The organism is Psychrobacter sp. Ps4 (assembly GCF_022129285.1).
Taxonomy (GTDB): domain Bacteria; phylum Pseudomonadota; class Gammaproteobacteria; order Pseudomonadales; family Moraxellaceae; genus Psychrobacter; species Psychrobacter immobilis_A.
On the sequence record NZ_JADQAK010000004.1, the window covers coordinates 67,370 to 83,343 of the forward strand.

Consider the following 15,974-nt stretch of genomic DNA (forward strand, 5'->3'; position numbering starts at 1 on the left):
ACTCAATTTGTGAATTTTCAAGAAACTGAACCGCCCCGACTATATCGGAGGCTGATTTACTTGAGTCAGGCAGAAATATCTGACAGCATTAAATTATCATAATACTGCTTTTCAAGCTCAAAGATGTCATAGTAAATTATGTATGAGCATAACTAAGCCACCCTGTTTTTCTTAAAATTCTCAGCCTGCTCAAATACCTCTTTATAAACCTCTTTTGAATCAACAGGTGGATAACCCCATTCATCGAGCAATATCATCAAATCAAACTGTAGTTCCGCTTTGATATCATCGCGCTTATTCCAGTCGGTATACCTTGCCTTATCATCTATCAGTTTTTTCACTTCTTTCGACAGCTCAACCAGCTTATCTGCTGGATAAGTAAAATCGTACTTATGTGCTAGCGACAGTAAGATGTCGTAAAACGCTTTTTCTTCAAAGTCGATACCCATCTCACCAAACGATGCCATCTCAACCCGTAACTCGTGATACAGCTTGATGATCTCATCGGAGAAATCACCAATGACTTCGGCGCGCAGTACATCTTGCTCGTCACGGTCGTTATACTTCTCGACAAGCGCATTCATCTTCTTACTGAAATCAACGCCCTTCACCTTGTTGGTCTTTTTAAGCTCACCAATGGCTTTAGCGAGTAGCTGCTGTAGTAGCTCTAGCTTGGTATTTGGCTGCTTGATCACTTCAAGCTTGGCTAAGTAGTCTTCATCGAAGATATCAATTTCACCGTCAGTGTTATCACCCAGCTTAAAGATCTCTTCAACGCCATCACTCATCAGCGCGTCTTTGACCAGGTCACGTACCTTTTGGTTCATCTGTTCAACGTCAGGTGCACCGCCAGTAGTGATTTTAAAGATAATGGTACGAATGGCTAGGTAGTAATGAATCTTATCTTTGTGCGCCTTTGTGAGTGCTTCACTACCCACACAAATATCATAGGCAGACTTCAGACGCTTAGCTAAATCCATAAAGCGTTTTTCTAGCTTCTTAGATTGCAGTGCAAAGTCAGCCGCTGCATTCAAGCAACTGAGCTGCTCTAATGGCTTGCCGTTAAAGTACAGGGTGGAGTCGAACTTATGATAGACGGTATCTAGTAGATCCAAATGGTCTTTCACCACCACGACTGACTTTTGGATATCGTCTAGGTTTTGAACCTGACCACTGGTGTAATGTGAAAGCGCCAGATTCATCTGCTTTTTGATGCCGATGTAATCAACGACTAAGCCGCTTTCCTTGCCTTCAAACTTACGATTGACCCGTGATATGGTCTGAATCAAGCTGTGTTTTTGTAGGGGCTTATCAATATAGATGGTATCTAGGAATGGCACGTCAAAGCCTGTAAGCCACATATCAACGACAATGGCGATCTTAAAGTTAGATTTGCCGTTTTTAAACTGACGATCCAGCTCTTTGCGATAGTCTTTATTACCCAGATTGTCCCACATGCCTTTTGCGTCATCCTTGTTACGAGTCATGATCATCTTGACGCGCTCCATAGGCATGACATTTTTCTTGTCGCTCTCTGACAAGGTTGATCCTTCCTCGCATGCTCTTACTTCATTCCAGTCAGGACGCAGCTCTATGATGTCTTTATATAACTGATAGGCAGCTTCACGGCTGCTACAGACAAACATCGCCTTACCTTTTTGCGTCGTGCCCTCTTCTACTCGCGCTTCATAATGCTGAACAAAGTCTTCAGCAATGGCTCTGATGCGATCAGGGTCACCAAGAATGGTGGACATACTCGCCATGGCTTTTTTGCTTTTCTCTATTTGGTACTCGTTGGTGCCAGCGTCTGCACTTTCTTTATAGTATTTTTCTACTTCATCCAGCTGCTTGCTATCGAGTAGTACTTTAGCAGCGCGGCCTTCATAGACGATACGCACCGTGATTTCATCAAATACCGACTCGACCATGGTATAGCTATCAATGACTGGACCGAAGACATCTAAGGTGGCATCAATTGGTGTACCTGTGAAGCCAACGTAAGTAGCATTGGGCAATGAATCATGCAGGTACTTAGCAAAGCCATAAGTCTTTTTCACCCCATCTTCAGTGACGGTAACCTTTTGCTGGAGGTTGATTTGGCTACGGTGCGCTTCATCTGAGATACAGATGACGTTGGTACGCTCGGTCAGTAACGCCAAGTCTTCAGTGAACTTATGGATGGTGGTTAGGAACACACCGCCACTTCTGCGACCTTTTAACTGTTCGCGTAGATGCGCTCGACTTTCGACACTGATGATATTTTCATCGCCGATATAGGTCTTAGCATTGGTAAAGGTTTCAGACAGCTGACCGTCTAAATCGGTGCGGTCAGTGATTAAGATAATGGTTGGACTGCCAAGCTCAACGTCTTTCATCAGCAGACGTGCGAGAAATAGCATGGTAAAACTCTTACCACAGCCAGTCGCGCCAAAGTACGTGCCACCCTTTCCATCTCGTAAAGCATCGCTCTCATCAAACTTACCGTTTGCATCAAGCACTTTCATATGGCGCTTAATATTATCAAACAGTTTGGCGGCTGCATAATACTGCGGGTAACGACAGACGATTTTTTCTTCCTTGCTTGATTTGTCAGGCACATAGATAAAGTTGCGAATGACATCAACCAAACGTGCTTTATCGAATAAGCCGCTCATCATGGTTAGTAAGGAATGAATGCCGTCTTTCTCTAGCTTCTCATCACCAGTCACTTTACGCCAAGAATAGTAGAACTCATAAGGGGCAAAGAACGAACCCATCTTTGAGTTGACTCCATCACTAATGACGCATAGGGCATTGTATTTAAACAGCTCTGGAATATCGCGCTTATAGCGAGTGGTTAGCTGGGTGTAGGCATCAAACATGGTGGCATCTTCACGGATGCTGCTCTTAAACTCAAACACCACCAGTGGTAGGCCGTTGATATAGAGAATGCCATCAGGAATACGCAGCTCAAAGCCTTGTATCTCCATCTGATTGACGATGCGATAACAGTTGGTATCTATAGCTCGGCTGTTTTCTGAATGCCCATCAATCACATCGTAGTCGATGAGCTGGATGTATAAGTCTTTTTGGGTATAGTCCTCACGCTTCAAGAAAAACCCATCAGCGACAAATTTCATAATGGCTTTGTTGGTGTCGTAAAGGTCGGACGCAGGAAGGTACTCAAGCTTATGAATGATGGACTCAATCTCATACTCTGTGATCAAGTCATCTCTATAACGGGTCGCTAGAAACTGTCGAAGATCAGACTTAATCAGCACATCTTCAGGGTTGCGGTCGAGTGCTTCGCCTAGCGTATGTGGATAGCCTTCAGCTGCTAGTAGCTCAATAATGGCTTGTTCAAGTCTGTCTTCGGTGAATTTCAACTATAAGTCCTTTTTTAGATAAATAGAGCGTTCTGCATTAGTATTATTAATTGGTGCATGTAATGTGAACCCTATAAAGCTGCGAAGCTGGATGTCGTCTCATAAACTTTTTTTACTGGATTGAACTTCATAACGAAGCTTTTATTGATAAAATCAGAGCGCTCAGGATCATCAGGAGCTATACCTTTATAAGTCAACTTGATTGGATAATAGGTAGATTTTTCAGGCATTACTTCAACAATCCCTTCATAATCGTAATTTAAGGATGATTCAGAATCATATGCACCGTTATTATCTGAACCAGCATCACCCAACGCATAAGTATTAATAAAATCATTTTCAGGTAGATGTAGTACCGCCCATGATTCTGTCGTATAACCCTGACGCATATATCCACTCATGAATATACTACCTACTAGATTTTCACCTAAAGCCTGTAAAGTATCATAAAGGTCATTATTTTGAAGATCCATTGAACTGTAGATACTTGAAAACTCTACGCTCTCAGATGTTCTGCTTACTAGTTGGAACTGTCCGTTATTCAGCTTTTTAAAGCTGTATAAATCTGCCTTTGAACCGCAAGGAAAACAGTATTCTAGCGAGTCATCATGAACGAGCACTTTTTCAATGGTCACTAAATAACGTTGCTCACCTTCCGTGTTGTCATAAAGCTCTATAGGACGCATTAACGCTACTGTTCTGTATGCTGTGCTATCAGCACGACCTAAACCAATATTTGGTAACGAATCAATATATGTGTCATCTGCAACAGTAGGAACCATTTGACCATTATAAAACTGACGCATAACTTCATTAAAACTTAAGTCTTTGATTCTAACTTGAGCCATTTGACTGGCAGAGAAAGCAGGAGCGGCAGCCATTGCAGGAGTTACTGATAAAGCACCTAAACTAAGCGCCAAACTAAGTAAAAGCTTATTCATCTTAAACTCCATTAATGATTATATTTTTGGGATAAACGTTTACTGTCAAAAGCTATAGGGCTTCATCTACAAGCGTTTCAGCATCAGGGATGCGTAGCTCACCTGACATTAACTTAGGTAAAAGGGTGTCGCGGAGTTTTGATAGGGTTTTTACTTGAAGACTATTTGCTAATATTTTTTCAAAGTAAGGACTTACTAAATTGTCAAACTCCCGTGTTAAACGTCCACCGCTAAATGCTACATTAATAGATTTAAATGTATCTCCAGTAATGGTGTTGAACACAGATCCATGCCCTTTGCTCTGTAGCTCTGATACGCTTAGAAACACAGAGTAATAAACGAAAGTATTAGAAATGCCTTCATTCCCTGAAACTCCATAGCATGATTGATTCATAGCCATTGGACGCGAAACCATGGCACATTTACCAACTGTTCCTCGTGCACTAATGATTGTTGTCCCAACAGATAAAATTTTAGTTGATGAGTTCTCTACACCTAAACTGGTAACGTGTTTTTCAGTATCGAGAACAAAAACATCAGATGAGGACGGAGCATCTACAACCGAGAACCAAGGAATATCGCCATTCCAATATTCAGGAATTGATGTCTTTGGAGTACCACCTCCAGTTAATTTTATTAACGCTGCAAGTGGTGTTACCTCCCAACTCTCCGGAATCCAACCCATTTCTTCCGTAAACTCAAACGTATCAGGGAATAAGTCCTGAATATCTGAATTGTCTTTTTTCTCAATGCCTTTACGTTGCTCAGCACGTTCGATAAATTCATCAGGAATAACGTTACCAGCTGCGAGCGCATTATCAATCACCGGATCAAAATCAATAAACCAACTTTTAAACAACGCCTGCGCCATCGCTTCTAGCGTTTCGTTCATTTGGCGGTTTAGCTCGATTTTATCATCTAAACAACCGAGAGTATGGGCAATGGCTTTTTGTTCTTTAAAAGGAGGTGTAGGAATTTGGAAGGCCTTAATATTTGGTATCCTAATATTACTAACCGTCGTTCCTGTTCCTTCATTCCAACTAATTTGATGTTGTAGATATGGGCTTTGTAATGCAAATAATAAAAACCTTGAATCCATTACTTCTTTTTTGACTCTTAATAAAACCATTCTCTGACCAAGGCAACAACGTAGCCCTTCTGGAATTTGACAAACCTCTCCCATTGGTGCTTCACGAGTTAGAACTAAATCACCTGATTCTGGTATAGCTCTTTTAACTCTAGCTTGATAGCCTTCTTCGTTAGTAAAACTAGGCGAGGATAAATCCAACCTACCATTTTTTATATTATTGCTACGAAGAACAACAACGCCTTCGTCCATCCACTTAGGTGTTGAATGAGGACAATCAATAATAAGTTCTGTTACTTCATCAAGACGCATTTCTTCCCAATTACTCGCCATAACCCAATCCCTCCAAGTTCTGACGAATGGTCGCGTCTAGCTTTTCTGACTCTTGCATCTGTGCATATAGCATTTGGCTTAGCTCTAGCATTTTAGTCTCAAACGGTATGCCATCATCTTCTATTGCCGCAGCACCGACATAACGCCCAGGGGTCAGTACATAATCATTGGCTTTGATCTCGTCAAGCGTCGCCGATTTACAATAGCCTGCTTCGTCTGTGTAGGCTTCATAACCGCCAGCTTCTTTCTCACCACGCCATGCATGATACGTCTTAGCAATCGCTTCGATATCATCAGTGGTGAGCTCTTTATGCGTACGATCAACCATGCTTCCGATATTACGGGCATCAATGAATAGCGTTTCACCACTACGATTACGTAGTCCACGTGCATTGCTGTGGGCGGACTTGGCTTGTTTGTCTTTACTGATAAACCATAAGCACACCGGAATCTGCGTGGTATAAAACAGCTGACCCGGTAGCGCAATCATGCAATCAACCAGATCGTTTTTGATGATTTGTTCGCGTATCTCACCTTCACCGCTAGTAGTGGTAGACATCGAACCATTTGCCAGTACGAAACCTGCTGTGCCATGCTCAGAGAGCTTAGATATCATGTGCAATATCCATGCATAGTTGGCATTGCCCGTCGGCGGTGTCGGATACCCTGCCCAGCGTGGATCATCGACCAGTTCATCAGGCGCGCGCCAATCCTTTTGGTTAAAAGGTGGGTTTGCCATAATGAAGTCCGCTTTTAGGTCTTCGTGCTGATCCTTAAAGAACGTATCGGCTGCCACATCACCCAAGTTGCTAGAGATACCACGAATGGCAAGGTTCATCTTAGCGAGCTTATAGGTCGTGCTGGTGTACTCTTGCCCATAGATAGACACGTCTTTGGTATTACCGTGGTGACTCTCGATAAACTTAATTGACTGAACGAACATACCGCCTGAACCGCAGCAGGGGTCATAGATTTTACCTTGATACGGCTCAACCATTTCTGCAATGAGATTGACTACAGATTTGGGCGTATAGAACTCACCACCGCCTTTACCTTCAGTCGCGGCAAACTTACCTAAGAAATACTCATACACGCGCCCGACGGTATCTTCTTCTGGATTACCAATAGTATCGATGTTATTGACCACATCAATCAATGCGGCAAGCTTACTGGCCGTTAAGCCTAGACGTGAGAAGTAATTGTCAGGCAATGCGCCTTTCAATGATTGGTTGGTTTTTTCGATGGTGCTGAGAGCAGTGTCGATTTTAAGGGCGATGTCTTCTTGCTTGGCATTCTGCTGAATGAAACTCCAACGGCTCTCCTCTGGCAAATAGAACACGTTATCTTTGGTATAGGCTTGCACCATATCGATATGCTTTTCATAGCCCGTATCGATCAGCTTTTGGCGCTGCTGCTCAAAAGTATCACTGATGAACTTTAAGAAAATCAGGCTAAGGACGATATGCTTATATTCTGAGGATTCGACGCTACCCCGTAGCTTGTTGGCCGCATCCCAAAGGGCTTCTTCAAAATTGCTATTGTCTGTTTTATCTTTTTTGCTTACCGGTGTTTTAGCCATATTTTTTTGTTCTCTATGTTCTAAGGGCTAACCATGCAATGAATGCATGATTAGTCGTACAAGAAAGTGATTCGCTTTGTGGTAACAATTTTAGCTAGATTGTGCTTTTAAGCAAGCTTATCTATCAACTCATTTTTGGAAGGAACTGTTATCTCGTACTCAACCTAGATCATAAACAATGGTTAATTTTTATTTTGCTGGACTCAGAATTTATATAAACCTAAGAATATTATCGTACGGACGACAACGGTGATGTTCCTGTCGAATACTGAAAGGTATTTTTGGTAAATAAAAGTTTATTAAATTGTTTTACAAGTCAACTAATGTTAGCATTAATTTCTAAATGTTACTACTATGTAAATCTATATAAGTACAGGGAGTTGGCGAGGGTTACGTTTTTTAGCATAGCAGTTAACCACTTCAGACTAAGCGTTAGCTATCCGTATTACTTTATCGTCTTTTAATATTGTTAGAAATTCAGGAGAGATTCTTTGAAAAAGCTTTTACCTTGGTTGGCAGGCTTGTTGGTTATATTTGCGATTTATCTCTACGCTTCACCATATATAGCTTTGTATAACATTAAAAATGCTGCTGAACAGAAAGACGCAGATAAGCTGTCAGGGTATATTGATTTCCCTAGCGTTAAGCAGAGCATAAAAGATCAAGTCAAAGCCGCTATGGTTGAAGAGCTTGCTGTAAGTGATGAGCAAGATGGTTTTGAGGCTTTGGGCACTATGTTGGCCGCTGCAATGATAGACCCAATCGTCGATGGTGTGGTCACACCTGATGGTGTTGCATTAATGCTTCAAGGGCAAGAGTTAGACTTTGGCTTAGATGACAAGGCAACCAAAGATGAACCCAAAGTCAAAGATACAGATATTGATTATAAAGCAGGCTACTTGTCATTTAATCGATTCAAAGTTCAGATCATTGATGCTGATGACACGGATGAGTCATTAGATGTGATTATGCATAGAGACGGTCTTAGTTGGAAAGTCACAAGGATTTCTTTTTCGTTAGACTTAAAAGGTAAAAACTCTAATAAGGACATCGAAGAATCTTCTTTCGCTGACTTCGGCTTGATTGATGAAGAGGTTGCAAGTGAAACCTATGATGATATATTCCAAGATCTAAGTGAGCAGCTGGATGCTGACATGACATCCATATCAGATGAAAGTGAAACTACTTATGATACTTCGAATAACGACTACTACAATAATGAAGCAGGTACTTACGCTGTAGAAACGACCGAAGTACTAACGCCAGAACAAGCAGCGCACATTGACTACCTTGTAGACAACAATATTGAAGTACCACAAGACATGGTAGATTTATTAAATGACTTTACCCTTGGTGGTGGCACAGATGCTGATCTGCGTAGATTCATTATTGAACGTTCAGGTTATGACGACGGATATGATCCATCAACCGATTGTCGCAACCCAGATTTAACAGAAGCACAGCATATGAACAACTGCACTTGATAAATAGTAGATAAGTAATAGTTCTAGTAAAAAAATAAGCCACCTTGCGAAATGCGAAGGTGGCTTTTTTATGGATAGAGGACTGTGAGGAATTATACAGTTTTCGGGAAAGGCTCCCTACGAGGCTTCCCCAAAAGCTGTGTAACTGCTTAACGACATAACTTCTCAGCGGTTTGTTTGCCTGAGTCACCTTCGGAATTCAGCACATCTGTAATTTTACAACTGCTACCATTACACTCTAACGAAAAGTCTTTTACACCAATATACTCATTAGTGTACTTAACATTGGCTCTCACCCTGCCGTTACTCAATACTTTATAGTTAATATTCTGAGCTTCATCAATTGAGAAGCCATTACTAGGATTAATAATGAGTGTTTCGTAAGCACTATGACATTCAGTTAGCTCCATGCCGTCATCACTCATGCGGCTGATCCTAGATAACGCTACAGCGTTTTGTAAATCTCTATCTGAATATTTGAATAGGCTATCCAATGTATCCACATCTTGACCATTAGCGCTTGCTTTGACTGCGGTATTGTACATATTTTTTACGGTTTTTATCTTCAAAGTATTAGTATCTGCGAAGGCAGGCATCATGCCGACAATTATTAAAGGTAATACGTAAATAAGTTTTTTCATTCTTAGAGTCCTTATATGCTTACTGTTAAGAGTAGTTCACACTGTTCATGTAAATAAGTTTAAGCTTGTTTCAGATAGATGCCATGAGTCTCTAAATCATTTAGCACATGGTTAATCGCTTTAACTTGTCCATTCGTTGGATTATTTCTAGATCTACCTTGTAGCAGATTTGGAATAATAGACACGATATCTTCATCTTTAGCACTTAGTAAATCTTGTTCTTTCGCTTTTTTGATTAACGTTGTCCAGTTACTCACTGGCATAGCGCACAGCTCGTTTAATGAATTAACAGTTTGTACTGCCTTTTTTGCCACGTCTTGCTGCTTTTCTTTGATAACGCTATCTGGCACTAGCTGACTTTTGAAGTACATATCAAGCTCAAAGTACTTCTTACTATCAATGATTTTTTGAAACACTGTTAAAGTATCTTTAGCCTTTGCCATGGATAGCACGGCTTTCCCAGACTCTTCACTAAGCTGATTAAGTAACGCATTCACTTTAGTAGACGTTTGAATGAATTGATTATGATAATGAGCATTGACTGACTGGTTGTTCCATATTTTAGGATAGTTAAAATCAAGCGACTCTCTATCCATTAAAGATTTAATCACATAGATGCTATAAGCGGTGATTGTCGCCTTGGTATTACCCACAAATTTTTCTTGACTATAAACAGACTTCTTACAAGCATTCCAAATAATAAATTTAGCAACGACTTCTTGAAAAAAGTAATCATTGATTTGCTCGGGTGAGTGCTCCCATATCTTCTCTATAGATTGAGCAAACCCTCTAAATGCCATCTGCGCCCCTTTGATCGAATCATGCGGCTTTTTATCAAAAATCAGATATATCTTAGCCAAATCTGTTTTAACAATAAGCTGTGATTTTGGATGCTCAGATTTAAATGCTTTTTTGCCTGCGATGGTCAGTTTACTTTGAGCATTGAGGTACGAACCACGTGCGCGCTCATAGTACCAGCGTGTCTGCTTAATATTATCATCCGATGGCGGTGCCCATACTCGGCGTGAGATCTCCTCAAGTCGTCGATGAAACGGATGGTTAGAGAAAAAGTCAGAGTCTTTAACCGCGTTTTGCGAGTTGGCATATCTTGAAATATTGCTAATTAGCTCATCAGACTTCGAAGCACTGACGACGTTTAGTTTCACTTGTACGTGAATATCCTTCAAATCAGCTCTGTCTTTTTTACGTGTTAATAATAAGGATGCTGTGGTTTGACCACCGTTCACAATCTGTAAGTTATTCAGCTTAGTAATAGCACGCTTATCAGCGTCATACTCTACCTCTGACGCTGTCGCTGTTATGCCGTTGTTATAACTGAAAAATAGTGATGGCTCTGTATTGATTGTTTTTCTGATCCCTTTATTAATCTTGCCACGAAACTCTAAGAAACTACGTACGTTTGCTTCTAATAATCTAGCGCCATATTCATCATACAAGTTTGCTAAAGTTTCGCCATTGATGACACATAAATAGCTTGTCAGCTCTTCAGACTCAGTTGCGACTAGCGTAGGAATAGCACCACCCCACTCCATCAAATCAATCTCGATTGCTTCAGATTGAGATTGACTGCTCTCTAAATCATAAAGACGCTTCACATCCCAAATATCCAATCGTAAAGGTAAACTTATCTCTTCATCAACCTCCCTTTTATTTGCTACGCTTTTACTCAGCTGAGCATTGGTTAAAATAATCAGCTTTATCGACTCAATGCGAGCATACTTTTGAAAGATCTCTTTAGCAGCAATATAGCCAGAAGAGCTTTCTTCTAAGCTTTCGATAAAACTGCTGTCTAAAGCATTATTAAAAAATCGAGTTGCAGACTTTTTTAACTGATCAATACGGCTGTTGGTCAAAGTCTGTAAGCTATCTTCGTGATTAAAATTATTAATCAAAATAACCAATTCAAGCGGATCTGAATCAGGGCTATCATAATCCCCATTAAATCCTAATCCATCAATTCGACCATAACGTGGACGGTGAAAATGATGTAAATCCATATCGTTTACAACGCCCTGTTCTTGCAGATAAGGCAGGGTTCGCTCTATATATAGTATCTCCTTATATTCACCCTGAGATGATGAGTTATGATCTAGCTCATTCATCAAGTCATCGTAATAACCTTCTAGATCCGTTTGATTGGTCATCATCACTCTCCTAGTTCTTCATCAGCTTCTTCCATACTGCCGATATAGCCCTCTACATATACTTTGTTGACAATGTAGCTTACGGGCTGATGATTTTCAGATTTTGGAAAGCTAATGGCAAATGCAGGTACATGACTAAATACGAGTTCATCTTCAGTCTCACCTTCAGCATTTTTCTGCCTCTTTTTTAAGTCTAATGATTTAAGCACCAATAAGGGTTTATCTCTATTCTTTCGATAAAATTGTGCGGTCTGACTGATACCTGCTACTTTTCTTTGTCGCTCTGCTCTATCGTATTGCTCTTCAGTTAAACCAAAAGCCTCTTCCCACGGGCGTAAGATACGACCACCACCATCAGCGGTTTTAACATGATCTTGATCGTAGCAAGACTTAGCAAAGGTACGGAGCTGTGATGGTGCTTGCACACCTAAAAAGCTTTTATGAATGACAACATCCCATGTCGCCATTTCATCTTTTCTTTCTAAAATATAAGTATATAGTGCCTCTTTACGATCAAGATCATCTATCGAATACTCATAATTAGAGAGCAATGCGGTAATATCATTCACAGTGACATCATTTGCTGAGAGAAATAACTCATGGTCTTTTTCTTTATCATGACTGTAAGCGCTATGGAGTCCGTACTGATCATTAATAAGAGATCCAAAAGTAGCAAACTTACGGCGCTGCTGGTCTAAGTCATTCAGCACAATACCTCTGAGGGTAAAGCTGCTTTCAGAGAAACTTTCGGATAACGTCACTGATTCTGCGTGGCGCATTTTATTTTTTGCTGTAATAAGTAAGCCAGTGTTGCTATTTCTAACCTTTAAACCATATTCAGATGGAGTTAAGCTACTCTGCTCCATAATGATAAATTCTTTGCGTAGCTCTTCGATAGATTGAGCGATAAAGGCATACCATTCAAATGAAGCGTCAGGAATATAGAGTTTGCAAAGGTCACGATAACGATCACGATAGCCAAACCAACGTCCCATCTGTAACAAAGTATCAGCCATAGCCGTATTACGAATTAAATAGCTAATAGTGAGACCTTCTAAAGTAAAACCCCTAGACAGACTATAGCCACCAATAGCGATGACGTTTAAGCCATCTGCATAATTGTCATAATCTAGCTTGTCATCACTTGCACTATTAATGATTTTGACCTTAATTGTCTCGATGACATTTTGTAGCTTCTCAAAAAATTCATCCACATGACATTCATCGCTATATGCCAAATACTTACGATAAAGTGCCGCCAAGTGATGGTTTTGTATGCGCTCATCTTGATCTTTAGCGCCTAAGTATTTTACAGCTCTTCTTATCTCTTCATATTCTTGACTTACTAGCCCAAACACATCTTTTTGTTCTTGTGTTTTGTGAGACACGTTGATAAGCATAGATGTATGCCGATTCCCAATCGACCGCACATCTTTGATAACGATACTCACTAGATACTCATACATAGCATCTATCAAGCTCTTTGGCAGTTCCGTAATTTCAAAATCTTTTGGTTTTTTTAATGGGATTGTGCTCTCATTATCATCGATAAATTCAATATAAGGAGAATCATAATTAGGGTCGCCGTTATCATTCAAGAAAAACTCTTTTGCACCCATATAGTTAGAAGGTGCTTCAAGGGTAAAAATGAAATCTTTCGGAAATAAGTCATCCGCTTTTGCTTGATCATAATCATCAGGATCAATAAAAATATTGGCAAATGGTGTCGCTGTATAACCGATGTAGGAGCCTTGACTAAACAAGTTGAACATTTCTCGAATTTGTCCGTTAATTCGAGTGGTCTCATTTGGATTCTTGCTAGTATTGATCGAAGCATTATCTGCCTCATCATCGATAATAAGTGCTGGTGTCTCAATAAAACGCTGACCATCCTCATTATTACGTAGCCACTCAATAATATTATCTAAAGTATGATAGTTTTTCTTGACGACCATAATTACAGGGTTTTTAGCATTCTCTGGTCTGACCGCAGTTGAGGCACGTATTTTTCCGTTAAAGTCGTCGGTTACAGTAGTGAAGCAGTGTGGTTCATTTGATTTAATAACAGCCATAACCGCTGGATCATTGCTATGCCCTACACCAATATGTTTTTGTTTTTCACTATCTTTGCCAATAAAGCCTTCGTTAACTCGCTTTTGGGTCTGAGATCTTAGATTATTATGAATACCTGTGATCAAGATAATCAGTTTGTAACCATAATCTGCGGCAAGGTTGATCAAAGACAGATAGTTAGCCGTTTTACCAGATTGAACATTACCGACTACCAAGCCTTGACGCTTAAACGGCGTATCAATATTGGGATTACCTAATCGCTCCAATATCTCTCTATTGGTTGATTTCATAACACTGATTACTTTATTAGGCAGTTGGCCTTCAGTTCTCAAATGTTCATAGTAACGATCACTATAATACTCATTACTTGATACAGATTGTAGCCATGGTATGGTTTCTTGTTCTTTATCTAGAATATGGGCTGGCTGCTGCTCAGTACTAAAGTAAGTTTCTATCTTATGCTTGAGCAATTCAAAGGCAGCTTGTTGATCCTCTACCTTTAGACCATGCATCATCATCATTCCTGTAATTGCCTCAAAAGATGATAAATTACTGTTACTGGACATAGCAGCTATACACGCTTCATAAATTCTGCTAATGGTTTGATCACTCATACTTTAATGTCCTTTGTTATTCAAAAATAACTGCCAATCTCCCTGGTAGTTACAATAAGGTTCACTCGTTTCTAAAAAACTCTTTATAAGGCTGATGTCCAAATTCATATCAGCAAAGTTTTTTAAATAATCTATAGCCAGTGCTTCTATTTCTTTATCCGTTAGCTTCGTCTTAAAGTCTTTTGGTGCGGCGGCATATTCTGAATAAAACTGATCCACAGGAAAACTTTTCTCAATAAGTGCTATCACATCTTTTAACTGACTAGATTGAGATGGTTTTAACTCAGTAATTAGCCTTTGGATTAGTGGATGCTCTTTATTAACCTGATAAGACTTCAAACCCTTGTTGGTATATTGATGCCAGACTGGATTGGTGACAGATTTTTTGCGATAGCCTTTAGAGTTATAAACGCGCTTAGAGCCAGAAACATAGGTATCTATGTAATGCTTTAATTGATCACGAATCTGGTCAGGCGGCTTGGCATGGGATTTTTTGATATCGATGTGCCATTCACTATCGAAATTATTAGGCAAATCAATCTCGATACGTGTTAGCGCTGTCAAATCAGATTTACTAGTCAATCGAAACCAGTCCCCTAAGATCAATAACCGATTAGCTCGATAAACATAAAACCCTTGCTTATCTCGGTAGCTGCCTAGTGCGTATTTCTCATACTCTGTTTGGTTACATTTTGAATGATGCGGTAGCGTATAGCCTTGAATGCTAATATAAGTATTCTTATATCTAATGCTTTCTTTATTATGAAACTGAGTGGCAAGAGAAGAGCGAAAAAATGGATCTACAAAACCAATAGCTCTACCATTGATCCTAATCTGTAAGTTGTCGGCATGTCGATAAGATGTGTCCAAGAATCGATGGAAAATCAGTCTCAAATGTGATTCTGCTTCTTCAAATTTTTGCAGTAAGTGCGTTTCACTGCCTAGCTTGTGATCGTCATTTAAACGATCGCACTGCTCCCATACAACCAATGTACCTGTATCTATTTGTTTTAAGCGCCGTACTTGATAAGTGGTATCAATAGCATCTGTACTTAACTGAATTAATTTCCAGCTATTACTCTTTGATACCTGATTAAGATCCCAACACATACCGTAAATTTTATCGAACTGCTTCGTTATCACAGTTAAACGTTTGCACTGAGAAAATGACGCTGTTTTCAAACCTAGACCAAACCTTCCTAGATCTTTATTATCACGCTCAATTAAAGGGTTTTTTGAGCCAATGGTCATCGCTTTAATAAGCTCATCACGACTCATTCCATCACCATTATCGATAATTGCAACTTTGGTTTCTGGTTTTATATCAAACACGATATCAACAAGACTTGCACTCGCTGTAATACTGTTATCAATCAAGTCAGCTAGTGCTGTGTCTAACTCATAGCCAATATCTCTCAGAGATTGCATCAATGCAGCAGCATTTGGCGGGCTGTCTATCATGTTTAATATTGTCATATCTGCTATTACTTACATCCGTTTATACTAGTTTAATTAGCAACCGATTTACTGGCGCCTCATCCTTTACGAAACTATTTTTTTCGATTTTTTAGCAAACTATATTTCATATACTTATAACCCCTTACCACAGGCTGGAGCACTTATACTGCATAATTCAATTGAATATATGTTTGCCCCTTAGTCACTCTTTTTTGTAATACTTCAGTTCCATCA

Annotated in this window: 9 protein-coding genes; 1 reads left to right on the plus strand and 8 read right to left on the minus strand. The window is 39.9% G+C overall.

Annotated features, from left to right (window positions below; genetic code table 11):
• Positions 1-152: 152 nt before the first annotated feature.
• The 4 genes from I3252_RS03760 to I3252_RS03775 form a co-directional block, all read right to left on the minus strand.
• A complete protein-coding gene (locus I3252_RS03760) occupies positions 153-3,365 on the minus strand; it encodes an HsdR family type I site-specific deoxyribonuclease (protein WP_238034267.1) in 3,213 nt (1,070 codons plus the stop codon).
• 71 nt (positions 3,366-3,436) lie between these two features.
• A complete protein-coding gene (locus I3252_RS03765) occupies positions 3,437-4,306 on the minus strand; it encodes a hypothetical protein (protein ID WP_238034268.1) in 870 nt (289 codons plus the stop codon).
• A gap of 52 nt (positions 4,307-4,358) precedes the next feature.
• Positions 4,359-5,726 (minus strand): restriction endonuclease subunit S, encoded by a 1,368-nt coding sequence (locus tag I3252_RS03770; protein WP_238034269.1) that lies wholly within the window; start codon positions 5,724-5,726, stop codon positions 4,359-4,361.
• Positions 5,716-7,305: a class I SAM-dependent DNA methyltransferase gene (locus tag I3252_RS03775; RefSeq protein WP_238034270.1), complete on the minus strand. Its 1,590-nt coding sequence runs from the start codon at positions 7,303-7,305 to the stop codon at positions 5,716-5,718. The genes I3252_RS03770 and I3252_RS03775 overlap by 11 nt, the downstream gene beginning before the upstream one ends.
• A 491-nt stretch (positions 7,306-7,796) precedes the next feature.
• Between I3252_RS03775 and I3252_RS03780 the strand changes: the two genes are divergently transcribed.
• Positions 7,797-8,789, plus strand: a complete 993-nt coding sequence (locus I3252_RS03780) for a DUF2939 domain-containing protein (protein WP_238034271.1) — start codon at positions 7,797-7,799, stop codon at positions 8,787-8,789.
• Positions 8,790-8,938: 149 nt separating this feature from the next.
• On the opposite strand, the gene I3252_RS03785 is transcribed toward I3252_RS03780, so the two are convergent.
• From I3252_RS03785 to I3252_RS03800, 4 genes are read right to left on the minus strand one after another with little or no spacing between them, the layout of a single operon-like run.
• The gene (locus tag I3252_RS03785) at positions 8,939-9,430 is read right to left on the minus strand and encodes a hypothetical protein (protein WP_238034272.1); all 492 of its coding nucleotides are present in this window, start codon (positions 9,428-9,430) and stop codon (positions 8,939-8,941) included.
• A gap of 59 nt (positions 9,431-9,489) precedes the next feature.
• The gene (locus I3252_RS03790; protein ID WP_238034273.1) at positions 9,490-11,598 is read right to left on the minus strand and encodes an AIPR family protein; all 2,109 of its coding nucleotides are present in this window, start codon (positions 11,596-11,598) and stop codon (positions 9,490-9,492) included.
• Positions 11,598-14,282 (minus strand): Z1 domain-containing protein, encoded by a 2,685-nt coding sequence (locus I3252_RS03795; RefSeq protein ID WP_238034274.1) that lies wholly within the window; start codon positions 14,280-14,282, stop codon positions 11,598-11,600. The genes I3252_RS03790 and I3252_RS03795 overlap by 1 nt, the downstream gene beginning before the upstream one ends.
• Before the next feature lie 3 nt (positions 14,283-14,285).
• The gene (locus tag I3252_RS03800) at positions 14,286-15,758 is read right to left on the minus strand and encodes an ATP-binding protein (RefSeq protein ID WP_238034275.1); all 1,473 of its coding nucleotides are present in this window, start codon (positions 15,756-15,758) and stop codon (positions 14,286-14,288) included.
• Positions 15,759-15,974 lie beyond the last annotated feature (216 nt).